This window comes from Candidatus Poriferisocius sp. (assembly GCF_965208475.1).
Taxonomy (GTDB): Bacteria; Actinomycetota; Acidimicrobiia; order Acidimicrobiales; family Bin134; genus Poriferisocius.
In genome coordinates this window covers 3455805-3479288 of record NZ_OZ242338.1, presented here as the reverse complement: position 1 = coordinate 3479288, position 23484 = coordinate 3455805, and the positions used below count along the sequence as shown (strand labels likewise).

Annotated in this window: 19 protein-coding genes; 7 read left to right on the top strand and 12 right to left on the bottom strand. The window is 67.6% G+C overall.

Annotation, left to right across the window (positions count from 1 at the left end):
* Positions 1 to 4: 4 nt before the first annotated feature.
* Positions 5 to 676, top strand: a complete 672-nt coding sequence (locus ACOGXA_RS16195) for an SAF domain-containing protein (RefSeq protein ID WP_419924881.1) — start codon at positions 5 to 7, stop codon at positions 674 to 676.
* On the opposite strand, the gene ACOGXA_RS16190 is transcribed toward ACOGXA_RS16195, so the two are convergent.
* The 4 genes from ACOGXA_RS16190 to ACOGXA_RS16175 form a co-directional block, all read right to left on the bottom strand.
* Positions 648 to 1484 (bottom strand): undecaprenyl-diphosphate phosphatase, encoded by an 837-nt coding sequence (locus ACOGXA_RS16190; RefSeq protein ID WP_419924880.1) that lies wholly within the window; start codon positions 1482 to 1484, stop codon positions 648 to 650. The genes ACOGXA_RS16195 and ACOGXA_RS16190 overlap by 29 nt on opposite strands.
* Before the next feature lie 15 nt (positions 1485 to 1499).
* Positions 1500 to 2846, bottom strand: coding sequence for a TldD/PmbA family protein (locus ACOGXA_RS16185; RefSeq protein ID WP_419924879.1), 1347 nt, complete (start codon positions 2844 to 2846; stop codon positions 1500 to 1502).
* A 40-nt stretch (positions 2847 to 2886) separates the two neighbouring features.
* Positions 2887 to 4278, bottom strand: coding sequence for a TldD/PmbA family protein (locus ACOGXA_RS16180; RefSeq protein ID WP_419924878.1), 1392 nt, complete (start codon positions 4276 to 4278; stop codon positions 2887 to 2889).
* Positions 4279 to 4354: 76 nt separating this feature from the next.
* Positions 4355 to 5989 (bottom strand): acetolactate synthase, encoded by a 1635-nt coding sequence (locus ACOGXA_RS16175; RefSeq protein ID WP_419924877.1) that lies wholly within the window; start codon positions 5987 to 5989, stop codon positions 4355 to 4357.
* 125 nt (positions 5990 to 6114) lie between these two features.
* Between ACOGXA_RS16175 and ACOGXA_RS16170 the strand changes: the two genes are divergently transcribed.
* The 3 genes from ACOGXA_RS16170 to dxs are packed head-to-tail and all read left to right on the top strand — an operon-like array spanning position 6115 to position 9813.
* A complete protein-coding gene (locus tag ACOGXA_RS16170) occupies positions 6115 to 7113 on the top strand; it encodes a lysylphosphatidylglycerol synthase transmembrane domain-containing protein (protein ID WP_419924876.1) in 999 nt (332 codons plus the stop codon).
* Positions 7114 to 7152: 39 nt separating this feature from the next.
* Positions 7153 to 7935: a phosphatase PAP2 family protein gene (locus ACOGXA_RS16165; protein WP_419924875.1), complete on the top strand. Its 783-nt coding sequence runs from the start codon at positions 7153 to 7155 to the stop codon at positions 7933 to 7935.
* Positions 7936 to 7965: 30 nt separating this feature from the next.
* Entirely contained in the window at positions 7966 to 9813 is a 1848-nt protein-coding gene (gene dxs / locus ACOGXA_RS16160) for a 1-deoxy-D-xylulose-5-phosphate synthase (protein ID WP_419924874.1), read from the top strand.
* On the opposite strand, the gene ACOGXA_RS16155 is transcribed toward dxs, so the two are convergent.
* From ACOGXA_RS16155 to ACOGXA_RS16135, 5 genes are all read right to left on the bottom strand, one after another.
* Positions 9803 to 12502 carry an ATP-dependent DNA helicase UvrD2 gene (locus ACOGXA_RS16155; protein ID WP_419924873.1) on the bottom strand — a complete coding sequence of 900 codons (2700 nt, stop codon included), beginning with the start codon at positions 12500 to 12502 and terminating at the stop codon, positions 9803 to 9805. The two genes, dxs and ACOGXA_RS16155, sit on opposite strands and share 11 nt — an antisense overlap.
* 76 nt (positions 12503 to 12578) lie before the next feature.
* Positions 12579 to 14276 carry an N-acyl-D-amino-acid deacylase family protein gene (locus tag ACOGXA_RS16150; protein WP_419924872.1) on the bottom strand — a complete coding sequence of 566 codons (1698 nt, stop codon included), beginning with the start codon at positions 14274 to 14276 and terminating at the stop codon, positions 12579 to 12581.
* Between the two features lie 124 nt (positions 14277 to 14400).
* A complete protein-coding gene (locus ACOGXA_RS16145; protein WP_419924871.1) occupies positions 14401 to 15024 on the bottom strand; it encodes a NifU family protein in 624 nt (207 codons plus the stop codon).
* Between the two features lie 125 nt (positions 15025 to 15149).
* Positions 15150 to 15968, bottom strand: a complete 819-nt coding sequence (locus ACOGXA_RS16140; protein WP_419924870.1) for an ABC transporter permease — start codon at positions 15966 to 15968, stop codon at positions 15150 to 15152.
* Positions 15965 to 16906 carry an ATP-binding cassette domain-containing protein gene (locus ACOGXA_RS16135; RefSeq protein WP_419924869.1) on the bottom strand — a complete coding sequence of 314 codons (942 nt, stop codon included), beginning with the start codon at positions 16904 to 16906 and terminating at the stop codon, positions 15965 to 15967. Before ACOGXA_RS16135 ends, ACOGXA_RS16140 begins: the two co-directional genes overlap by 4 nt.
* 51 nt (positions 16907 to 16957) lie before the next feature.
* Between ACOGXA_RS16135 and ACOGXA_RS16130 the strand changes: the two genes are divergently transcribed.
* From ACOGXA_RS16130 to ACOGXA_RS16120, 3 genes are read left to right on the top strand one after another with little or no spacing between them, the layout of a single operon-like run.
* Complete coding sequence (locus ACOGXA_RS16130) at positions 16958 to 17677, top strand: crotonase/enoyl-CoA hydratase family protein (protein ID WP_419924868.1); 720 nt, start codon at positions 16958 to 16960, stop codon at positions 17675 to 17677.
* Positions 17674 to 18471: a maleylpyruvate isomerase family mycothiol-dependent enzyme gene (locus tag ACOGXA_RS16125; RefSeq protein ID WP_419924867.1), complete on the top strand. Its 798-nt coding sequence runs from the start codon at positions 17674 to 17676 to the stop codon at positions 18469 to 18471. The genes ACOGXA_RS16130 and ACOGXA_RS16125 overlap by 4 nt, the downstream gene beginning before the upstream one ends.
* Entirely contained in the window at positions 18468 to 18806 is a 339-nt protein-coding gene (locus ACOGXA_RS16120) for a glutaredoxin domain-containing protein (protein WP_419924866.1), read from the top strand. The genes ACOGXA_RS16125 and ACOGXA_RS16120 overlap by 4 nt, the downstream gene beginning before the upstream one ends.
* On the opposite strand, the gene ACOGXA_RS16115 is transcribed toward ACOGXA_RS16120, so the two are convergent.
* From ACOGXA_RS16115 to ACOGXA_RS16105, 3 genes are read right to left on the bottom strand one after another with little or no spacing between them, the layout of a single operon-like run.
* Positions 18803 to 20632 (bottom strand): flippase activity-associated protein Agl23, encoded by a 1830-nt coding sequence (locus tag ACOGXA_RS16115; RefSeq protein ID WP_419927002.1) that lies wholly within the window; start codon positions 20630 to 20632, stop codon positions 18803 to 18805. The two genes, ACOGXA_RS16120 and ACOGXA_RS16115, sit on opposite strands and share 4 nt — an antisense overlap.
* 12 nt (positions 20633 to 20644) lie before the next feature.
* Positions 20645 to 22567, bottom strand: a complete 1923-nt coding sequence (locus tag ACOGXA_RS16110) for a hypothetical protein (protein WP_419924865.1) — start codon at positions 22565 to 22567, stop codon at positions 20645 to 20647.
* Positions 22568 to 22579: 12 nt separating this feature from the next.
* Positions 22580 to 23443, bottom strand: coding sequence for a transglycosylase family protein (locus ACOGXA_RS16105; RefSeq protein WP_419924864.1), 864 nt, complete (start codon positions 23441 to 23443; stop codon positions 22580 to 22582).
* Between the last annotated feature and the right edge of the window lie 41 nt (positions 23444 to 23484).

Genomic DNA, 23484 nt, shown 5'->3' with positions numbered 1-23484 from the left:
GCCCGTGGACGCAAACCCCGGAACTTCTGATCACTGGCGGGGGTCTCTGTGGGCCCGGCTGCCAGGCGGACGGCACAGCTACTGGCTGGTAGTGGCGGTGGCCGCGGCGATCACCGGATTGGTAGTGGCTGCTGTGGCGGGACTGGCCGGAGGCGACCCCTCGATGGGCGCCCTCACTCCGGTGGTTGTGGCCACTCAGCCCATCAGCGCCGGCGAGCCGGTGGACGGGAGCAATGCCGAGGTGCGCCGATACCCGGCCCTCACCCTGCCGCCCGACGCGGTGCCCGCCCTGAGCGGCGCCGAGGTGGCCTCGGCTGCCCTTTTCCCCGGCGACATCGTCACCACTGCTCGGCTGGGCGGTTTGCCCATCGGGGATAGAACCGAGGTGGCCATACCCGCCCATACCGCCCTGCCCCCGCTGGTGCCCGGAGACCTCGTGGATGTGCTGGTGACCCTGCCGTTCACCACCGGCAGCGGTGACCAAACCCAGGCCACCCTCACCGTGGCCACCGCCGCCGTGGTCACCGACAAAGCCGAGCACGCCGTCACCATCGCAGTGACCGACCAAGAACTCCTGCCGGTGGCCTCTGGCGTGATCCAGGGCTCGGTAACCCTGGCCTTGGTGCAACCGGGTGGCGAAAGGGATCTCAGCGCGCCGGCGAGGCGATCAGGCTGAGCACTAGCAGGGCTACCATCACCCGGTACACCGCGAAAGGGCCGAAGCTGCGGGTGCGCACCAGGGCCAGCAGCCCCTTGACTGCGGCAAATCCGGTGACCGCGGCGGCAATCGTGCCCCAGGCGAACCCGGCCCGGGCATCGGCGGGAATGCCGCCCCACCCGCCGATGTCGATGAACTGGTACGCCCCGGCCCCGGCGATCACCGGCACGCTCATCAGCATGGCCAGCCGGGTGGCCGCCTCCCGGTCGAAGCTGAGCAGTCGCCCGGCAGTCATTACCACCCCCGAGCGCGACACCCCCGGCTGAAGCGAGCAGGCCTGGGCCAGCCCCAGCAACAGCGCGTCTTTCACCCCCGCGTCACCGGTGAGCCGTCGGCCCGGTCGCCGGTCGGCCCACCACAGCAGGACTCCGAACACTGTGAGCATGACCGCGGTGAGCCAGATCTCGTCGTCGGCCTCGTCGATCACCGATCGCAGGCCCACTCCCACCGCCGCGGCCGGCACGGTGGCCAGCACCAGCAACCACCCCAGTCGACCCTCGGCGGTCATGGCTCTTCGGCGTTTCACCGCGGCGCCGAGGCCGCCTCGCGCCAGCGCCCATGCCTCTCGCCGAAGACAGACCACCAGTCCCACCAGCGTGCCCAGGTGGAGGGCCACATCGAACGCCTTCTTGAGGTCGTCGTTGCCCTCGAAATCATCCCACTCGGCCAGCCAGGGGATGATCTGCAAATGCCCGCTGGACGATACCGGCAGAAACTCGGTGAGCCCTTGGGCTATGCCGAGAAGAATGGCATGCAGGACCGACATGGCCCCTACTGTCGGCTAGGCCCCGGACATGGTGACTTCGGCCACCACCAGCGACACCCCGGCCGAGCTCATGGGCAGCCAGGTGAGGTCTGAACCCACCTCGACCACGTCGAGCAGCATTCGCTGAAGGGTGGAGGCAATGGTTATCTCCCTAACCGGCTCGGCCAGCTCTCCGTTTCGGATCCTCAGCCCCTCAGCACCGGTGGAGAAGTCGCCGCTCACCGGGTTGACCCCCGAGTGCAGGCCCGACACCCCCTGCACCAGCACCCCGTTGGCGATGCCCGCGATGAGCTCGTCGGGGGAATGCTTGCCGGGCACCAGCGACAGCGCCTGACAGCCCACTCCCGGTGTGCTGGCGTAGCCCCGCACCGCGGAGCCGGTAGACGCGCCGCCTGAGCGCCGACCGGTGTAGCTGTTGTGCAGGAACCGCTCGAGGCGGCCGCCGCTGATGAGGAGATTGCGCCGGGTGGCCAGGCCCTCCCCGTCGGCGTCGGAGGCGGTGAAGGCCTCGGGGTTGGTGGGATCGTCTACCAGGGTGACGCCCGCGGCGGCCACCGGGTCGCCCAGGCGGTCGGCGAACAGCGACCGTCCCTTCAGCACCGCCTCTCCCGACAGAGTGCCGCCGATGATGCCCAAGAATTGGGCGGTGACGAACGGGTCGAGCACCACGGTCACCCGCTCGGTCGGGGGCTGGGTGGCACCCAGCATCCGGGTGGCCCGCTCCACCGCATCGGTGCCGGCGGCGGCCACGTCCAGATCGCCGGGTTCCCGTCCCACCGAGAAGCCGAAGCCGGTTTGGGTCTCGTCGCCCTCTGCTGCCAGCGAGTAGGCGGTGAGATAGCACGACGTGTCCCGCCCCCAGCTGCGGATCCCGGTGGTGGTGGCAATGGCATCGGCGCCCACTGCGTCGCCGTAGTCGGCCGACTCCACCCCCACGATGCGGGGATCGCCGGACCGCACGGCCCGCTCCAGCTCCAGGGCCAAGTCGATCTTGGCCTCGGTGCTGAACGACAGCAGGGCCTCGTTGTAGAGGTCAAGCTCGGGAGGGGCTACGCCGTCGGGCTCGGCCAGTCCGAAGAACTCGTCGGGGGAGCCGAACACTGTGTTGTCGCGGGCTTCGGCCAGTGTCTCTTCCAGCACGTCGGGATCGAGGGTGCCGGCGTGGGCGAAACCCTGGCGGCCATCGGCGATGACCCGGATGCCCACCCCCTGCGACTCGGCCACCGACAGCGATTCGATCTCGCCTTCGTACACCCGCACCTCGGTCTCGGTGCTGTGGCCGACAACCGCCTCGATCTGCTCGCCGTCGCGGCCCCAGCCCACGATGCGGTCGGCGATCGCCAACAACTCCTCGGGCTTCATGCCGGTTTCCAGCAGCTTTTCGACCCAGGTCGGCGGGGAGTCACGCCGCGGTTCCCCCTATGGTCATCGACGCCACCCTCAGCGTGGGGGTCCCGTCGCCCACCGGTACACCCTGTCCGTCCTTGCCACAGGTGCCCGGCGATCCCATGGCGAAGTCGTTGCCCAGGGCCTCGATGCCGGTCAGCACCTCGGGGCCGTTGCCGATCAGGTTGCCCTCTCGGATCGGGGGGCCGATCTCGCCGTTGACAATCAGATAAGCCTCGCTCATGCCGAACACGAAGTCGCCGGTGGCGGTGTTCACCTGCCCACCGCCCAAATGGGCCACGTACACACCACGATCGGTGGCCGCGATGATGTCGGCGGGGTCCTCGGTGCCGTTGGCCAAGTAGGTGTTGGTCATCCGCACCATGGGCAGGTGCTGATAGCTCTGGCGGCGGCCGTTGCCCGAGCTCTCCCGCCCCTCTTTGCGGGCCCGCAGCAGATCCCACATGTAGTCGGTGAGCACGCCGTTCTCGATGAGCACGTTGCGCTGGGCGGGACGACCCTCGTCGTCGATGGCGTAGGCGCCCCACTCCCGGGCCATGGTCCCGTCGTCGATGAGGGTGACCTCGCGATGGGCCACCTGCTCGCCCACCCGGTTGCGGAACACCGAGGCCTGCTTGGCCACCAAATCGGCTTCTAGGCCGTGGCCGCAGGCCTCGTGGAATAGCACCCCACCACCGCCGGGGCCGATCACCACCGGCATGGCACCGCTGGGCGCGGGCTCAGCGGCCAGCTTGGTGAGCGCCCGGTTGGCCGCGGTGCGGGCCAGGGCGTCCACCTCGTACTCGTCGAACAGCTCGAAGCCGATGGGGCGGCCCACGCTCTCGAACCCGGTCTGCATACCGGTGTCGCCCGAGGCCACGCACGACACCGCGAACCGCGTGCGCACCTGATCGTCGCCGGCCAGCAGCCCGTCGCTGTTGGCCACCATGATGCGGCGCCGGCCGTCGGCGTAGCGGGCCGACACCTGGGTGATGGCTGATCCGGCTGCTCGGGCCGCCTCGTTGGCCCGGCCCAGCAGCTCCACTTTGGTCGCCTTGGCCACCGTCTCGGGAAGCACTTCGACATCATTGGGGGCAGGGGCGTCCACCCGGTCGAGCGCGGCCACCCGCTGGCCACCCCCGCCGCCCCGGGCGGCAGCAGCTGCCGCCCGGGCGGCTTTGGCCAAGCCGTTCTCGCTGAGGTCGGAGGTGTGGGCGAACCCGGTGGTCTCGCCTGCCACCACCCGGATTCCCGCCCCTCGGGTGCGGCCGGAGGTCAGCTCCTCCACTTTGCCGTCGTCCAACAGCGCCGACGAAGACCGCCGGTCCTCGACAAAGACCTCGGCAAACTCCCCCCCGGTCCTCAGCGCCTCCGACAGCGTGCCGGCAACAACAGACTCGTCAATCACAGCATCTCCCTTGTATTGACGCCGTAGCCTACCGATCTGTTGGGCGAACCGGGAACAGAGGCCGCTCTCCCCGGCCTCAGCCCAGGTTGGACCGGCGGGGATAGGCGTGTTCGGGGTCGCAGATGATGTTCACCACGTAGGGCACGCCGGCGTTGAGGGCCCGCTTGAGGGCGGGTGCGATGTCGCGGGGGCGCTCCACCGTCTCCCCGGCGCCGCCGAGGGCGGCCACCACCTGGTCGTAGCGGCACCCCTGTTGAAGGTCGGCGGCCACGTCGTAGCCGTACATCTGGCGCATGGGGTGCTTTTCCAGCCCCCAGCAGCCGTTGTTGCCCACCACGATGGCCACCGGCAGGTTGTGGCGCACCAGCGAGTCGGCGTCCATCAGCGAGAATCCGGCCGCCCCGTCGCCCAACAGCAGCACCACCTGGCGGTCGGGGTGGGCCACCCTGGCGGCCATGGCGTAGCCCAGTCCGGTGCCCAGGCAGCCGTAGGGGCCGGGATCGAGCCAGTGCCCCGGTCGGTAGGAGTCCACGAACCGCCCGGCGTAGGAGACGAAGTCTCCGCCGTCGCCGATCACCACCGCATCCCGGTCGAGCACCCGGCGCAGCTCCCCGTACACCCGGGTGGGCAAAATGGGATCGGCCGCGGTGGCCAGAAGGTCGTCTTCTTCGGCCCGGGCGGCATCCTCGTCGTCGCGCAGTTGGGCAACCCACTGGTCGCGCTCGGCGGGGTGGGCCGGCGCGGGGCCGTCGGCCAGAGCCCCCAGCATTTGGGCCAAATCTCCCGAAACCGCCGCGGCCGGGCCGGCGTGGGCCGAAACCGAGTCGGCGCTGTCGGTCAGGTGTACCACCTGGGCATCTCCGAACCGGCCGAACGAGAGCCGGAAGTCGAGCGGGGTGCCGGCCACGATCACCAGATCGGCGTCGGTGCGCAACTTGCGCCTAGTGCGGCTGAAGAACAGCTCGTGGTCGGCGGGCAGGCATCCCCGGCCCAGCCCGTTGGCGAACGCAGGCATCCGCTGGTCCTCAACCCAGGCCCGAAGCGCATCCCAGGCGCCGTCCCAGTACACGTCGGTGCCCACCAAAAGCGCCGGGCGGCGGGCGGCGGCCAGCAGGTCGGCCACCGCAGCCACTCCGTCGGGATCTGGCGCCTCGCCCACCGGCATGGGCTCGTCGGGCACGGTTCCAGTGCCCTCGGAAAACAGCACGTCCATGGGATAGTCCACAAACACCGGTCCACGGTGGGGGGTCATAGCCCCCTGCACCGCCCTGAAGGTTGCCATGGCCAGGTCGTCGCCACCCCCAGCGGTGAGCGAGTGCTTGGTGACCGGGGCCAGGATGGGCACATGGTCGAGCTCTTGGAGCGAGCCCGATCCCCAGCGGGCCTCCGGAGCCCGGCCACCCAGCACCACGAGGGGGGCGCCGTTGAACCAGGCAGTGGTCACTGCGCTCACCGAGTTGGTCACCCCCGGGCCGGCAGTGACCGCGGCCACCCCCGGCCGACGGGTCAGTTTGGCCAGAGCCTCGGCGGCGAACACCGCGGTCTGCTCGTGGCGCACGTCGTAGAGCGCCATATCTCCCTGCTTCACCGCGGCGTCATACAGCGGGAAGATATGGCCCCCCGACAAGGTGAAGAGCTCCCGCACGCCGAAGGGGGCCAGGGCGGCCAGTACCTGATCGCCTCCGTGGCCCGCCACCTGTTTACCCGACATTCGCCTCACCGTAATCTCCAATGAACCACGCCGGGACAATAGCCTTGGCGGAATGATCCCGAAGGCCGCCTCAGCTGAGCCCGCGTGCCCAGGGATCCGAATTTCCTGCGACCGCGAGCCTTGGTTTGACTGACAAGCACACGAAGCGCCGAGCGCTCGGCTTCGCCCTGAGAGTGGGGGTCAGCCTGGCCTTGCTGGCCCTTTTGATCAGGTGGCTGCCGTCGTTCGACGCCGACAAGCTGTGGCCCGACTTCAATTCGGCCACCCCGTTCTGGCTCATCGGCGCGTTGGCCCTCACCGTGGTCGGAAACTTGGTGGCCACTGCCCGGTGGTATGAAGTTGCCATTGCTCTCGGGCTCAAGGTGAAGCCCCGGCGCATGTTTTCGCACTACATGGCGGGAATGTTCATCTCCAACTTCGTGCCCACCACCGTGGGTGGCGACGTGCTGCGGATATCCCGCCTCTCCAACGACACCGGCGACGGCCCCCACAGCTTCGCCTCAGTGCTGTTGGAGCGGCTCAGCGGCTGGATTGTGCTGCCGGTTTTCACGCTTTTGGGCCTGGCACTCGATGAAGAGGTGCGAGGACTGGGCGCACCTGCTCGGGTGGCGGCCATCACCGCCATGCTTACCCTGCTGGCCCTCGGCCTGATCCTGCTGCTCGTGGGCAATCAGAGGTTCGGCCGCTGGGTGAGCAGACGCGATGGCTGGGTCCGCTTCGTCAACGGACTGCACATGGGTATCGACGAACTGCGGGCCAAGCCCCGCGACACCGGGCGAGTGCTGATCACCGCCTTCGCCTACCAGGCGGTGATGCTGGCCGCCGCCGGGTGCGCGGCCAAGGTGGTGGGGATCGACGGGCTGGGGCCCACCGAGCTGATGGCGTTCATCCCCGCGGTGCTCATCATCCAGGTGCTGCCCATCGGCCTGGGAGGGCTCGGTTTGCGGGAGGGGGCCTTGGTGCTGTTCCTCCACGACTTGGCCGGCATGGGCGACGAGAGGGCCATAGCCATGGGCCTTCTGCTCTACTTCCTTACCGTGGCCGGCAGCTTGGTCGGGCTGCCAACGCTGGTCTTCGGGGGCCTCCATTGGCAGAGGGTCTCACGCTCTCGACATGAGCACTGAGCAGACCGGCCGCGGCCGGCATATCGGCCCTGTTGAAACATGAGGTTGTCCTCCCTGAGACGAGACCCTCGGGCCAAGAGCCGCACCCGGCCCCGCTGGTACTTGGAGCTGGCCGTCATCGGCGCGTTCTACGGTGTCTACTCCTGGGTGCGGAACCAGTTTGGGTCGGCGGCGGTCGAGCCGGCCGAGGCCCAATCCAACGCGGAACTGGTCATCGACTGGGAGCGCAGCATCGGGCTGTACTTCGAACGCGACCTCCAAGACCTGTTCATCGGCTGGGTGGCATTCATCCAGTTCTGGAACCTCTTCTACGGGCTCTTCCACTTTGCGGTCACCGCCTTCACCCTCCTCTGGCTCTATTGGCGCTTCCCCCGGGAATATCCGCTCTGGCGCACCACCGGGCTGCTGGCCACCGGGTCGGCCCTCGTGGGATTCGCGCTGTTCCCGCTGATGCCACCCCGGTTGCTGTCGGTGGGCGGACGCTACGGCGGCGACCTGCCTGAAACCGGATATGTCGACACGGTGACCGAAATGGGCGGGCTGTGGTCTTTCACCTCGGGGGCGGCCGAAACACTCTCCAATCAGTACGCCGCCATGCCCAGCCTGCACTTCGCCTGGGCTATGTGGTGCTATCTGGCGCTGCGCAAGCACTTGGTGAACCCGGCCGGCAAATGGGCCATAGCCGCCTATCCCTGGCTCACCCTGTTCGCCATCGTGGTGACGGCCAACCACTACTGGATCGACGCGGCGGGAGGGCTGGGCGCGCTGGGCGTGGGCTGGGCCGCGGCACGCGCCTACCACCACTGGCGGGAACGCGGGTAACATGGTTGCCCCCAACCCGACGGGAGGGATGTGGACACCGCCCACCTGAACAAGATCACCTGCCCGGCCGACCTCCGCCGATTGAGCGACGACGAACTGGCCGATCTGGCCGAGGAGATCCGCGAGTTCATCGTTGACACGGTTCAGGCCACCGGCGGCCACTTGGGCTCAAATCTGGGCGTGGTGGAGTTGACGTTGGCCCTTCACCTGGTGTTCGACTCGCCCCGCGACATCATCTTGTGGGACACCGGCCACCAGGCTTATGTCCACAAGATGCTCACCGGGCGGCTGGACCAGTTCAAGACGCTGCGCCAACCCGGCGGCCTGTCGGGTTACCCGAGTCGCGAAGAGTCCCCTCACGACTGGATCGAGAACAGCCACGCCTCCACCGTGCTGAGCTACGCCCACGGCCTGGCCACCGCCCAACAGGCCGACGGCGGCGACCATCGGAGGGTGGTCGCCGTGGTGGGTGACGGATCTCTCACCGGGGGGGTGGCCTTCGAGGGGCTCAACAACATCGGGCACTCGGGCTGCGACGTGACTCTCGTGCTCAACGACAACGGGAGATCGTATGCTCCCACCGTCTCCCGGCTGTCGGAGAGCCTGCTGCGGGTGCGGATGGACCCCCGCTATGTGCGCACCGACAACCAACTCCGCAAGGTGCTCAACAACATCCCCTGGGTGGGAGAACTGGCCGGTCGGACCTTGGGGGCCACCAAGGCGGCGGTGCGGGAGATGGTGGAGCCCCGCAACTTCTTCGATGAGCTGGGCATCAGCTACTTCGGCCCATTCGACGGCCACGACATGGCCAAGCTGGAACGGGTGTTCAGCCGGGTATCCCACCTGGAGGGCCCCTGCATAGTGCATGTGCTCACCCAGAAGGGACGGGGTTATGCCCCGGCCGAGAACGACCCGATCAAGAACATGCACGACACGTCGTACGCCAAGCCGGGCAGCTACACCGAGGCGTTCACCAATGCGCTGATCAAGGAGGCCGAGTCCAGGCCCGAGCTGGTGGCCATCACCGCGGCCATGCCCGACTCCACCGGGCTCCTGCCGTTTGCCGAGCGGTTCGAAGACCGGTGCTTCGACGTGGGCATCGCCGAGCAGCACGCGGTGACCGCGGCCGCGGGCATGGCCATGGGCGGGCTACGCCCGGTGGTGGCCATCTACTCCACGTTCTTGACCCGGGCCATCGACCAGGTGAACCTCGACGTGGGACTGCACAGCCAACCGGTGGTGTTCTGCCTCGATCGGGCGGGCATCACCGGCGACGATGGGCCGTCGCACCACGGTGTGCTCGACATGGTGCTGCTCACCAAGATTCCCGGCATGACCGTGCTGGCCCCGTCGTCATATCAAGAGCTCCAGCAGATGCTGCACGACGCCCTCGAGATCACCACCGGTCCGGTGGCCCTGCGCTGGGCCAAGACTGCGGCCCCTTCAGTGCCCGAAGATCAGGTGGGCATCGGCCTGCGGGGCCGCAAAGCCCGCGACGGCTCAGACGTGTGCCTGCTGGCGGTGGGCAAGATGCTGGCGGCCGCGGAGGAAGCCGCCGATCTGCTGGAGGCAGACGGGGTGTCGGCCACAGTCTGGGACGTCCGCTGCGTCAAGCCCCTCGACGACCACATGCTGGCCGACGCCGCGGGCCATCGCGCGGTGGTGACCGTCGAGGACGGCTGGCGAGAGGGCGGCGCGGGCAGCTCTATAGCCCACCATTTGGCCCACTCGGGCCGCAAGGGTCCCGCTCCGGCCATCCGGGTGCTAGGCGTGCCCAACCAGTACATCCCCCAGGGCAAACCCGACGAGATCCTGGCCGACTGCGGCCTCGACGCTGCCGGCATCGCCGCGGTGGCCCGCGAAGCCCTTACGGCTTGACGAATTGACCAAGGACATCTTTGACCGCCTCGCCGTAGGCGGCCAGTTTGGCGGGGCCGATGCCGGGCACGGCCCGCAGGCCGGCATCGGTGGTGGGGCGGCGGATGGCCAGCTCGATGAGGGTGGCATTGGTGAACACGATGTAGGCGGGCACGCTGTCGGAGCGACTGCGCTCCAACCGCCAGGCCTTCAGCGCTTCGAACGCCGCCGCGCCCACAGGGTCGGTGGGAGGCTCGGACTTGGGGCCACTGGACGGATCGGCTGTGGTCGCCGGCTTCGACTGTGGGGCTGAACCGACCACAACGGGTGGTGTGAGCAGGCCGGTCGCTTCCGTCGGGTCTGGTTCGGGAGGGGGCTGGTAGTGAGTGGCGAGCTCGCCCAGGAAGTCGGTAGGCGGATCGCCGCAAATCAGGGTTGCTGACTGCGAGCACCGGGTGATGGCCACGTGGAACACCCGCCGCTCCTCTTCGAGATCGCCGGCCAGGCGGTGGGGCATCAGCCCCTTCGACGCCTCGTACACGATCACATGGGGCCATTCCCTTCCCTTCACCCTATGGACGGTGGCCAGTTGCACCCCGTGTTCCCGGTCACTTTCGTAGCCGTCTGACAATCGGTCGGCCAGCCACCGGCGAAAGTCGGCTGGCTCGGGATGGAGATGCGCCACCGATATGAGCGCCCGCAGGTCGTCGCCATGAGCCGATCGGTCCACTGAGCGGCGGGACGCATCCAACCGGGTGTCGAGGCTGCCGCCAAGGCCCAGTTCGCCGCGAACAGTCTCCAAAAGCTCTCGGGTGGTGATGCCGCCGCCGGCCTTTTTCATCTTCGACCGCAGCATCTCGACGTCGTCGGCGAACTCGCCCACCTTCTTGGACGACCGCTCGTCTCTGATTCGACCGGCCAGGGCGTTGATCTCCGAGATGCTCTGCTGCTCGGCGATCCACTCGATGACCCGGGGAGAAATGCCCCGGGGCGGGCGGCGAGCCGCGTCCGACAGCGCCTGAGCCGGCAGGCCGGCCTCGGGGGCGGTGGCGATGTCCAGCCAGGCCAGAGCAGCGGCCACCCCAGTGCGCTCCAAAAAGAGGCGGCCCACCGGCTGGGCAGACGGCACACCCATGTCGCCGAGAACGATCTGGGGGACCAGCAGGGTGCTGTTCACCCTGGTCAATACCGCCATCTCGTGGGGCTGGGCCCCGGCTTCAATAAGCGACCCAATGGCTTGGCGCAGCACCGGCGCCCCATCGGAAGCCGTCGCGATGGTGATCGCCGATCTCCGGTTGCCATCGGCCCGGTCGGCCCGGTTCGGCGCCGCGGTGATCTGCTTGTCGATACGGCGGCGGTTGTGGGTGAGCAGGTTCGACGCTGCTTCCACCACCTCGGGGGGACAGCGGTAGTTCACGTGCAGCTCATGGCGCTGGGCCCCGGGAAAATGCTTGCGGTAGTCGATGAGCCACTCCGGAGAGGCGCCGGAGTAGCCGTAGATGGTCTGGTCGTCGTCACCCACCCCGAACACGTCGGATCGGGGCCCGGCCAGCAACCGCACCAGCAACAGGTGAGCTGGGGTGAGGTCTTGGAACTCGTCCACCAGCAGGACCCCACAGGTGCGCCGGGCAGCCGCTCGGGCCGCGGGGTCGCATAACAAGATGTCGATGGCCCGGATGATCTGCTGGTCGAAGTCAACCAAGCCGCGACCGTCGAGCACATCGGCATACTGGGGCGCAACCTGTGAGAAGTCGGGCACGTCGGGGTGGTAGTCGCGTTCCACCTCGGCGGGATCTTTCAATCCCAGCCGGGACGCGCCCAGCGCCTCGATCCATGGAGCGAGCTGGTCGGTCATGGCCCGCCGCTTGCGGGGCACCATCCCGTCGAGCAGGTCCCGCACTCCCCGCTCGTCCACCACCTCGACCCTGCCGTGGTCACGGGGGCGGGCAAACGGGCCGCTGCCGTTGCAGACTGCCAGCGCCAGGCTGTTCAGGGTTCGCACCTCAAGGTCGGGCAAGTCGGACGTGCGCTCCTGCATCTCCGCGCGGGCCCGCACGTTGAACGCCACCAGGCACACGGCTTTGGGGTCGACACCGAGGTCGCGCACCAAGTATCGGGCCCGCTCGGTGAGCACCCGAGTTTTGCCCGAACCGGCCGGGGCAACGATGTTGGCCGCACCGCCCAAGTGGCCGACCGCAGCTCGCTGGTCGTCGGCCAGATCGGCCTGCGGAAGGGCCGGTCTCAGCGATGCCAGGCTGCCTACTGCCAAGTTCGCCGCCGGAACCACATCGGCACACCCTGCGTCGAGTTCCTCAGGCTCAAAAACATTGAACGGGCCGCCGTCGCACCACACCGACCCGGTTTCGGTCACCACATCGCCCGGTTCTTCCGCCGCCGGCCCAGCCCCCAAGGCCAACGCCCGCTCGCTCGGCTCGAACCGCGGCTGTTGGGGATCACGGCAATCCACGGTGTTGGAAACCAGCAGATGGCGCAACACCTCGGCCGGCATGGTCAAACCCGGTTTGAGATCCCACCACTGGGCGAGCATCACCGGCTCAGCCGGAGGCAGCTCGCCGTCCAGTTCGATCACCAGCGGGGTGCGCTGCACCCAGGCTCGCCTCAACTCCCGCCCCACCTCGGGGTTGAATTTGTTGGTTTGAACCGTCAGCCGCCGGCAATCCCCCCACTCCCGAGGCGTCTCTTGTCCCAAGCCAACCAAGACGCTTCGGCCCAGGCACGTCGGACCTCTCACAGCTACCTCGGAGTTCGCCGCTCGAGGACCGGCGCTAGCTGCGAATCAGGGTGCCGGGGCGGGCACCGGTGGGGTGGCCGTTTCGGAAGGTGACCTGGCCGGCGCAGATGGTGGCGTCGTAGCCGTCGGCGGTTTGCAGCAGGCGGCAGGCGCCGGTGGGCAGGTCGCCCACCACTTCGGGCAAGTGGAGTTGCATGGAGTCGAGATCGATCACGTTTATGTCGGCCCGCTGGCCTGCGGCCAGCACTCCCCGGTCGTCGAAGCCGTACAACTCCGCCGGCTCGGAGGTGAGCATCTTCACTGCCTCGGCGATGGACAGCTTCGGCCCCCGATGCCGGTCGCGCACCCAATGCTGAAGCATGTAGGTGGGCAGGCTGGCGTCGGAGATCACGCTGCAATGGGCCCCGCCGTCAGCCAGCCCCACCACGGTCATGGGGTGGACCATCATCTCCCGCAGGTCCTCCAGATCGCCGTGGCGATAGCCGGTGAAGAACACCTGGAGCATCCCCCGCTCGCACATGAGGTCGTACACCATCTCCAAAGCGTCGGCACCGGCCTGCTCGGCCATGGCCGCCACCGACTCCGCCGGGTCGGGCTCGAACACGGGGCCGCCGTCAAACGGGAACGTGGCATGGAGCGAGTGGCGCAAGATGCCCATGGCCGGATCACCCGGGACATCCTCAGCAAGTATGGCCGCCCGTACTTCTGGGCGGCGCAGCTCAACCAACCGCTCTTCTAGCGGCAGTTCGTCGAGCGATTGATAGGCGGTCCTCTTGGCGAACGGGTTGAACTGGTCCCACCCGGCCAGCAATCCGCCGGGGCGGCCCTGCACCTGGGGCACCAGCTTGGCGCCGGTGGCGTTGGCCCGCTCCACGATATCCATCTGCTGGCGCCACTGGCTGGGATTGGCATGAACCTGGACCATGGTGAAGGTGATGGCCCGGCCGGTCTCCAGGCTGAGGCGGCGGTACAGTTTCACCTCGCGGATGGGAGCATCGGGATCCTCCCCCATCGAGCCGGCAGGCACCACCTCTACCAGCGACTGGCCGTCGAGCGCACCCATGATGGCGGCCAGTTCCTCGTGGTCGGCGAAAGTGCCCGGCACCGGCACTCCAGACAGCGAGGTGTGCATCGGCAGCCGGTTGGTGGAGAACGCCACCGCTCCGGCCTTGGTCCCCTCGCCCACGATGCGGGCCATTTCGGCCAACTCGGCCGCGGTGGCCGACTCGGTGGTAGCTCCCCGTTCGCCCATCACATAGGCCCGCACCGCTCCATGGGGCACTTGAGCGGCCACGTCGATGGTGCGGCCCAGCCGCTCCAGCTCGTCGAGGTACTCGGGAAAAGTCTCCCACCGCCAGGTGATCCCCTCATGGAGGGCCGCGCCGGGAATGTCCTCGACGCCCTCCATCAGCTCGATCAGCCAGTCATGGCGGCTGGGATCGGCCGGGGCGAACCCCACCCCGCAGTTGCCCATCACCACCGTGGTCACCCCGTGCCACGCCGACGGGGCCATGATCGGATCCCAGGTGGCCTGACCGTCGTAGTGGGTGTGGACATCCACGAACCCGGGCGTCACATAGCGGCCCGCGGCGTCGATCACCTCGGCGGCGTCGGCGTCGATACGGCTCTCGACGGCTGCCACCCGCCCTCCCGACACCGCCACATCGGCCACGGTCGGCGCAGCCCCCGTCCCATCGACAACCGTGCCCCCGCGAATCAGCAGATCAAACATGGGGGCCATTCTTTCAGGCCGCAGTGACAGCGACGACATGTCGGGGGGAGTTCAACTCGACAAACCTGCCCTCAGGCCGCGCTGAAGCCACCTGCTAGGCAAGCGATTCGGATGAGAAGAGGGTTCAGGCGCGGGCGAAGTAGGGGTTGTCGCCGGCTTCGTGGTCGGTGGCGTCCACCACTTCGGTGATCTCGGGGAGGGCCTCGGTGATCATCACGGTGATGCCTTCCCGCAGAGTGGCCGCGCTCATGGCGCATCCCTGGCAGCCACCGCCCATGGTGATGTAGGCGGTGTGCCCCTCAACTCCCAACAAGTTGGCGAACCCGCCGTGGGAGGCCAGCGAGGGGTTGATGTGCTGGTCGAGAAGCTGTTGGAGCTTCTCGGGGATGGTGCCGCTGAGCTCCAAGTCGGCGCCGGCCAAAAGATCGGGCTTGTTGGGGTTGCGGATGACCAATCCGCCCTGCATGGGGTTGTTGGGCAGATCCAGGGTGGCGCCGGTCAGGTTCTCCACCGACTCTTCGGGGATCATCACGGTAATCCCCTCAGAGGTGATGTGGCGGTGGCCCTCGGCGCATTCGGCCACCTCCTCGAACGCGAGATCGTAGGTGTAGTCAGCCCCGCTGACCCCGGTGATCTCAATGCGCAGGCCGAGGGCGTCGGGTTCGTCCTCGTTGGACCGGATTTCGAGCACCTTGGCGATGGCCGCCTCGGTGACCTCGAAAAGCTGGGCTTCGACAGTTTCGCTCACGGTGCCCAGCCTACCCGAGCACGCACCCCCAACCATCACGGCCCTACCTCATCGCCCCCGAAGACAACATCGGCCTTCGAGGCCGAACCCCGCCACCAGGGTCGAAATGCGTAGTTCAAACGCGATCAGCCGCGGCGGATGCGGCCGCGCAGCGAGCGGAAGGCCAGGGACTGGGCCAACAGTCCCACCGAGCCGATAGCCAGCAGCGCCCGGCCTAGCGCCCAGCCGTCCCAGCCGATGAACAGTGAGCGCATCCCCTCCAGGGCATAGGTCATGGGGTTGAACCAGGTGATGGCGGCCAGCCAGTCGGTCATCACGTCTCGGTCCACCCAGGCGGTGGTCAGGAACATGAAGGGGAAGAACAGCAGGAAGCTGGAGTTGACCGCGGCAGGATTCCCAGTGCGCAGCGCTATGGCATAGGGGAATCCGGTGTAGGCCAGCCCCCACAGCGCACCGAACACCACGAACACCAGAAGGCCCAGCACCCCGGTGGCGCCGAAGCTCACGCCGATGATGAAACCCAGCACTATCACCGGCACAGCCATGACGATGAACAACGTGAAGTCGGCCACCATCAGGCCCAGCAGCAGGGCATAGCGGTTGACCGGGGTCATCAACAGCCGGTCGAAGTAGCCGTTGGAGATATCGATCACCAGCGAAGTGGCCCGAGACATGCCGGTGACCGCGGTCATGATGGCCACCGGCAGTTGAAAGGCCTTGTAGTCGATGCCCGACACGGCCTGATCGGCCAGGTTCTGGATGGCCCCTATGGTGACCACCAGGAAGAACAGGGGGATCAGCATGGCGGGAATGATCGCCTCCATGTCTCGGGGCAAAAGGCGCAGAGCGCGGCTGGACACCGAAGCCATGTCGTTGAAGAAACTCGACGGGCGAGCTCCAACCGCTTCGGCCGCGAGGGCTCTGGATTGAACGGTCTCGCTCATTCCTCCACCTCGATTCGATTGCCGGTGAGCTCCAGGAAGACATCGTCGAGCGTGGTGGGGTGAATCGACAGATCGGTCACCTCCACACCGGCCGCCGAAAGAGCCACCGCCAACGGGCTGACCACTGAGGCCCCGTCGCCAGTGGCCGCGCTCACCTCGTCTCCGTAGACCTCGACGTGGCTGATCCCCGGCACTGCGCCAATGGCTTTAGCAGCCGCCTCGGGGTCGCCGGCCACTCGGGCCACCACCACGTCGGCGCCGACGGTCCGCTTGAGCTCAGCGGGGGTTCCCTCGGCCACCAGGCGACCCCCATTCAAGATGCCCACCCGATGAGTCAGCACGTCGGCCTCTTCCAGATATTGGGTGGTCAGAAAGATGGTCATGCCCCGCTCGCGGTTCAGCCGGCGTATCTGATCCCACACCACGGCTCGGCTTATGGGATCGAGCCCGGTAGTGGGCTCGTCCAAGAACAGCACCTCGGGGTTGTGCATCAGCGCGGCGGCCAGATCCAGGCGGCGCTTCATGCCGCCCGAATAGGTGGACACCCTCCGGTCGATGGCGTCCATCTCCAGCAGGGGAGCCAACTCCTTTATGCGAGTGGCGATCGAACGCCGCTCCAAGCCGTAGTACCGGCCTTGCAGCATCAGGGTCTCCCTGCCGGTGAGCTTGCCGTCGAGGGCTGCTTCCTGAAGGGCCACCCCGATGCTGAGCCGCACCCGGTCGCCCTCGGTGGCCACGTCGTGGCCCGCCACCGAGGCCGTCCCCGCGGTCATAGACGCCAGCGTGCACAGCATCCGCACCGCGGTGGATTTGCCCGCGCCGTTGGGTCCCAAGAATCCGTAAACCTCTCCCGCCGCCACTTCGAGGTCGAGCGAGTCAACCGCCACCACCTCGCCGTAAGTCCGGCGCATCCCTCGGACGGAAATGGCAGGCGGCACGGCTGACGATGGTAGTGGGAACCTGCGACAGGTGGGATAATCTCATCGCCCATGTCCGAGCAAGCCAGCCCCTTCGTCAGCTATAAGCTGACCGGCGACGTCGCCCTCGTCGAGTTGGACGACGGCAGGGTGAATGTGCTGTCTCACGAGGTCATCGCCGCCCTGCATGCGGCGCTCGACCGAGCCGAGCATGAAGCCAGGGCGGTGGTGGTGACGGGCCGTCCCGGCAAGTTCTCCGCGGGCTTCGACTTGAAGGTGATGCAGGCCGGTCCCGAGGAGGCCCGAGACCTGTTCCGGGCAGGAATGGACTTGTTCCTGAGGCAGTACGAGTTCCCCATTCCCATAGTGGCCGCCTGCACCGGCCACGCCTTAGCCGCCGGCGCCATCTGGCTGATGTGCTGCGATGTGCGCGTCGGTGCTGATGTGCAGGCCAAGATCGGCCTCAACGAGACCGCCATCGGCATGGTGCTGCCCACCTCGGTGGTCACGCTGGCCCGCGACCGGCTGTCGCCCCGCCATGTCCACTCCTCGGTTCTGCTGGCCCGGCTGTATTCGCCCGAAGCGGCTACCGACGCGGGATATCTCGACTGGGTGGTTCCGGCCGAGGAGTTGGATGAGGCCGCTGCGGCCGAAGCCGCCGGGCTGGCCGGAAACCTGTCGATCAAGGCCTTCGCCGCCACCCGCCGCATCATCCGCGGCCCGGTAGCCAAAGCCGCCCGCAATATGCTCGACGACGACACCAAGTCATTCACAGTAGGACTAGAGACATGAGCGATCCCGTTGTAGATCTACTGGACTCGGTCTGGGGGTCGATCGCCCGACTCGGCGCCGACTTGGGCGAAGAGCAGTGGGACACGCCCACCGAGTGCCCCGGCTGGTCGGTGCGAGACCAGGTGAGCCATATCGTCGGCCTCGAGCGGATGCTGGCCGGAGAAACTCCCGAGCCCCCCGCCACCGATGGGGGGCTCGAGGGCATCGCCGCATTCAACGAGGGCCAGATCGCCCCCCGCAGGTCCCGTCCCGGAGCAGAGGTGCTGGCCGAGATGAACGACATCTGCGGCCGACGGCTGGAGGTTCTGCAGACCCTGCCCGCCGAGAAATGGGACGAGGTGGGCTTCACCCCGATCGGCGACGGCCCGTACCGGACGTTCATGCACATTCGGGTGTTCGACTGCTGGGCCCACGAGCAGGACATGCGACGAGCGCTGGGGATTCCCGGCCATCTGAGCGGCCCAGTGGTGCAGCATTGTCTCGACTGGCACGCCCGCAACATGGGCTATGTGGTGGGCAAGAAGGCCGGCGCCCCCGACGGCAGCACCGTGGTCTTCGACATCGACGGCGACGCCGATGGCCCCCGAGGCGTGGCGGTCGCCGAAGGCCGGGCCAAGCCGTCAGCCCCCGCCGACAACCCCACCGCCACGGTGAGCACCGACGTTGACACCTACAACGCGTTGTGCTGCGGCCGAACTGATCCCGCCGGAACTCTGGCCGGCGGTCTGGTGACCCTGACCGGTAACGAAGAGCTGGGAGAGCGAGTGGTCCTGGCTCTGGCCTACGTTTCGTGAGCGCTGCTGCCCCGGTCGGGTCCGTCACGTTCTATTGGCGGCCGGGGTGCGGGTTCTGTGCCCACCTGCACCGGGAGCTAGACAAGCTCGAAGTGCCCCTGGACATGCACAACATCTGGGAGGATCCCGCGGCGGCCGCATTCGTGCGCTCGGTGGCCAACGGCAACGAGACTGTTCCCACGGTGGTGGTGGGCGGTGCACCCATGGTGAACCCCGACCCCGCCCAGGTGATGGCCGCCCTGGCCGACCGCGCCCCCCATCTGGTGCCCGAAGGCTACGAACCCCCCAAACCCGGCCCGGTGGGCCGCATGCTCAACCGCCTGCTAGGCGGCTAGCCCGCAGCCATTCGGGCCTCTAGGTCGAGCGCTCGGGGGCTGACCGACAGGTCGAAGTCGGTGCTGCTCAGGGTCGCGGGGTTCCACACGTCTCGGTCCACCAGCCAATTGGCCCAGCCGAAGAACCAGCCGTCGTGATACGACTCGAATTGGGGCGCCCACCAGTCCCTCAGCGGCAGTCGGGTGGTCTGATGGGCGGCCGAGTCGGGGACAAGCCCCAAGATGTCGCTTTCCGGCAGGTGGAGGATGAAATCCGCCGACACCGACGGCGCTGAGGCGCGGTCGATCCATTGACGGGCCTCGTAGTCTCGGAAGTACCAGAGGCTGGGCACCGAGATGGCGGTGTCCACCGCCACCGTCACCGGACCCTCGCCGATCGACTTGCTGTGCTCGTTGAGCATCTCGATGCGGTGGACGGTGCTGAGATAGTCGTCGGTGGTGTGAACCTGGGTCAGCAGTTCCCGAGGGTCGCGCTGGTTCACATAGTTGGCGGTGAACGAGGCATACAGCGTGGTGGCCAGCAGTCCGGCCAGGATCACCCCCGCTGGGCGCGTCCAAGGCCGGTGCCGAGCCTGCCATAGCACCTGGACGCCGTAGCCGGCCAGAAAGGCCATGGGCACCACGATGTGCAGGGCCAGCCACGGGAACCGCTCGCTGGCCCAGGAGTACGAGAGCCAACTGGCCACCGCGGTCCACAGCATGAACTTGCCGGCGAACGTGGGATTGGCGAACACATGGATTCCGCCGATCACCGCCAGAGCGCACACCAGATACTCATACAGCGGGATGGTGTACAGGTAGTAGTGCCATGGTTCGCTGCCCCGATTGGTGTCCTGCTCGCCCCGCCAGTAGGTGATTCCCTCGGTGAAGCCGCCCACAAAGCCGTCCGGCCGGTCGAAGAACACCGCGAACCACAGGGCGAAGAAGAACAGGAACACCGCGGCGGCCGCCAACCACCCCCACGCGGGCACGCTCCGGGCGGCCCGCACTACCGGCAGATCCCAAATCGACCGGGGGCCGGCCGATGTCAGGACGGCCGTCGCCAGGAGGATGCCGTAGAGCCCCAAGGTGAGGAACACCTCCCACTCGAAGCGGGCGCTGACCGCAAAAGCGGCCCCCATGGGCAGCAGCCCGGCGGGCAGCATCCACGCCCGTCTCGCCGCCTTGTCTTCCCGTGCTCCGGCGCCATGGGCAGCCTGTTCGGCCAGCAGGGCCAAGAAGAACGATCCGAAGATGAACACGACGATGAAGGCGGTTTCTTTGACCGCGAAGCCAGCAGCCAGCAAGAACCCGAACAGTGAGGGCAGCAGCAGTCGGGGCCGGTCCAGGAACCGGACTATCACCACCATCATCGCCAGGGTGATGAACGCCATCAGCGAGTCTTCACGGCCCAATCTGGTCATGTAGAGCGCAATGGGGCTGAAGGCCAGGACCGCCGCGGCAGCCAGGGTGACCACCGGGCCCAGGAGCCGGCGCAAGAACCACGGCAGCACGATCATTCCCACCCCGGCCAGAACGGCCACCATGCGGGCAGTGGCATGCGATTCCCCGAATGCCCAGAAAAGGCCCGCAGTCAGATAGAAGCGCAGCGGCCCGTGATACACCGGGTCGTACCCCTCGTAGGTGCCCTCCAGGAACTTCCACGAGTACCAGGCGTCCAAACTCTCATCGTGGTGGAGCGGCCGCTCCCCCAACTCGACAAGCCGCAACACGAGTCCGGCCAGCGCCATGGCACCCACCGCGACAGCCAGCGCCGTCTCCGGGCGGCGGCGCCAGAACTCTGCCGGGCGCCAGCTCCCCAGCACCTCGTCTTTCTCCGCGATCATGGCCTTCACTGCTCAATCCACCTCATAGATGGAGTACTCGCCCCGAACGAAGGCCAGAGTCCCCCGAGACGCCCAGTACTCCTCGCTGACCCCGGCCCGGCGCTCGATCGGTCCGACCACCACATAGTCCACCCCATAGTCATCTATCAGCTCCTCGGCGCCCTTGTATCCGCCCAGCATGGTGCGGGCCTGTTCATGTCGCACCGGCCAGTCGGTGACACCGAGGTCGTTGATCCAACCGGCGTAGCCCACCACCGTCTGCCGGCCGCTGAGCGCCGGAACCGGATGAGTGTGCTCGAAGCCGATCAGGAACACGCTGTCAGCAGGCGCCTCGTCCCGAGCCCACTCGCCAGCGGCCACTCCGTCGCCTGAGGCGATCGGATGGGGCCAAACGCCAACGTCGGGGTCGACCGCCTTCCAGATGTCGAGCGCGCCCGCAAAGGTGAGGGCTAAGAACAGCACCGCGGCCCCCGCCGCTCCGAACCAGCCGGCCGAGGCCAACCGCACCAGCACCGAAGCCACCAGGAACGACCCCAGAAGGATCGCCGGGACGAACCAGTGGGTGTTGTTCCAGGGATGAGACGGGTCTACCCGCACGAAGTTGGGGACGATCAGCCACAACCACACCGGGATCGACGCCCACATCAGAACTCGGGGCAGCGTGCCCCTCCACACCTGAGCGACCAGCATCAACAGCAGAAACACCCCGGCGTTGCGCCACCAGAATGTGAGCAGACTGTCGGTGTCAATCGAATAGGAGGGCGCCTGCATCCAGCCGCCGCCCACCCAGGCCTCCACCACCACGTCGGTGTTGAGCGGCTTGATCCACCGGGCTACCGGCACCGAGAGGGCCAGCGCGGGCAGGGCGAACCACCACCATTGCCCGCGGCGGTCCAGCCCCGCCCAGATGAGGCCCAGCCCCAGTGCCACCGCGAAGGAATACACGTGGAACAGCGGCATCAGCCCCACGATCACGCCCGCGGCGGCGAACAGCTTGGCCGACCTCAACTGGTGGGCTTCCCGCATGAGCACGACGGCAACCAACAGGAGGGAGAACCCGGCCAGAGTGGGCCGCTGGGGGAACAGGTTCCCGGTAACCGCGTTCTCCATCAAGATGTTGCCGAGGTGGTGGCGGGTGTAGTCGGTGGGCAGGTCCCAGACGATGCCCCAACCCCCGTCGGCCGCATCGTGGAAGAACCGGAGCCACCCCAGCCCTCCGAAGAGGGTGAACACCAGCACCGCCGCCGCCGCCACCGCCCGGCTGGAGAACAGCCTCATCCCCACCAGGTACATGGTGGGCACGAACGCGAACGCCAAATAGCCCGACGAAACCTCCAACCCGCCGAAGGCGCTCAAGCCAGCCCGGTCGAGCATGGCGGCGAAGAAGTCGATGCCGAAGTGGTAGGGCAGCTGGTCGACCCCGAAAGCGGTGGGCAGTTCCGGGGGGAAGTTCTCCCCGTGGGCGAACGACGAGGCGTAGGTCAGGTGGGCTTGCCAGTCGGTCCACGACGAGAGGTGGCCGGCCAGCACACCCCCCGAGCCGTCGGGCAGATATGCCCGGTTCAAGATCCAGGCGGTTATGGCCCAAGATGGGGCGGTCAGCAGGAGAAGGGGGGCCGGGTTCTCCGGATGGGAGACGGGCCGCATCAGCCGGCGCCGGAAATCGCGGCACTCGGCGCCGATCTGGCTGACTCCCCCCCACCAGCCAGCGGCCGAGATGGCGGTGGCCAACAGCGCCGCCCCGGCCACCACCGATCCGCTCAGCGCTCCGACAGCCCAGCCCGCGCCAAAGCCCACCAGGGTGACCACCATGAATCCGACCACCGCCCCGTAGGCCACCCGCTCTTCGATGCGGAGCTTCAAACCGGTCAGGTAGGTGAGCCCCATGCCAACGAGCACGCAGTCGGCGAGGAGCAGCACCACCCACAGCTTCATTGGCTCAAGAAGCTAGTTCGCGGGGAGCCACCGACCGCAGTAGTCTCGAGGCCAGGGCTGGTCGCCCCTGCGAGCGTAGAGCAGTCGGGCTCTGGCATCCTGCTCTTCGGGCGGGGCGTGGGCCGGGTTGCCGGTGCCGCCCACTGTCCTCCATGTCCGGGGCTCGAACTGGTAGGCCCCGTAGAACAGGCCGTTGGAGCTCTCGGCGGTGTAGTTGTTGGTGGACTCGCAAAAGCGGAGATTGTACCAGTGCCGTTCGGTGGGCTCGATGAACCGGCTCTGGGCCAGTTCGCGGTCGGCCATGTCGTTGATCTCCGCGATGTACACCACCCATTCGGCCGCTTCCACCGACTGCTCCGCATCGTTCAGGCGGCTGTTCAGGTAGGGGATGGCGTCGTTGAGCCGCCCGATGCGGGCCTCGGTTCGCTCCTGCTCTTCAAACACGTTGTCCACCGCGCTCAGGGCCTGGTCGACAACCTCGGACAGCTCCGACAGCAGGGCTTCCCGCCAAAGGGCGTCAGTGGCCTCCGACACCCCGAGAATGAAGACCAAGTCCTCCACATCGCCTCCCGACATGTACTCCTGCACGACCAGTTGCTCGGCTTCGCCTTTCAGAAGCTGCCGACCGGAGTCCACGTCGATGAGCTCGTCCAGCCGGGCCAGTTCGAGGTGCAACGCGTCCACCGTGCGGTCCATGGCCATCAGCGCGGCATCACGGGCCCCCAGGGCCAATTCCAAGTCTTCTTGGGCCCGGGCCAGATCACGCCACGCCGGTATCGCCGATTCAACCGCGACCGGCTGCGCGGCCCCTTCACCGCTGTCGGACTGACCGACAGCGACTCCGCCGGCGACCGCCAGTGTGGCGGACGCCGCCACAAGAAGAACCGTCAGGCGACTGCGTTGTTGAGCCCGCAAAC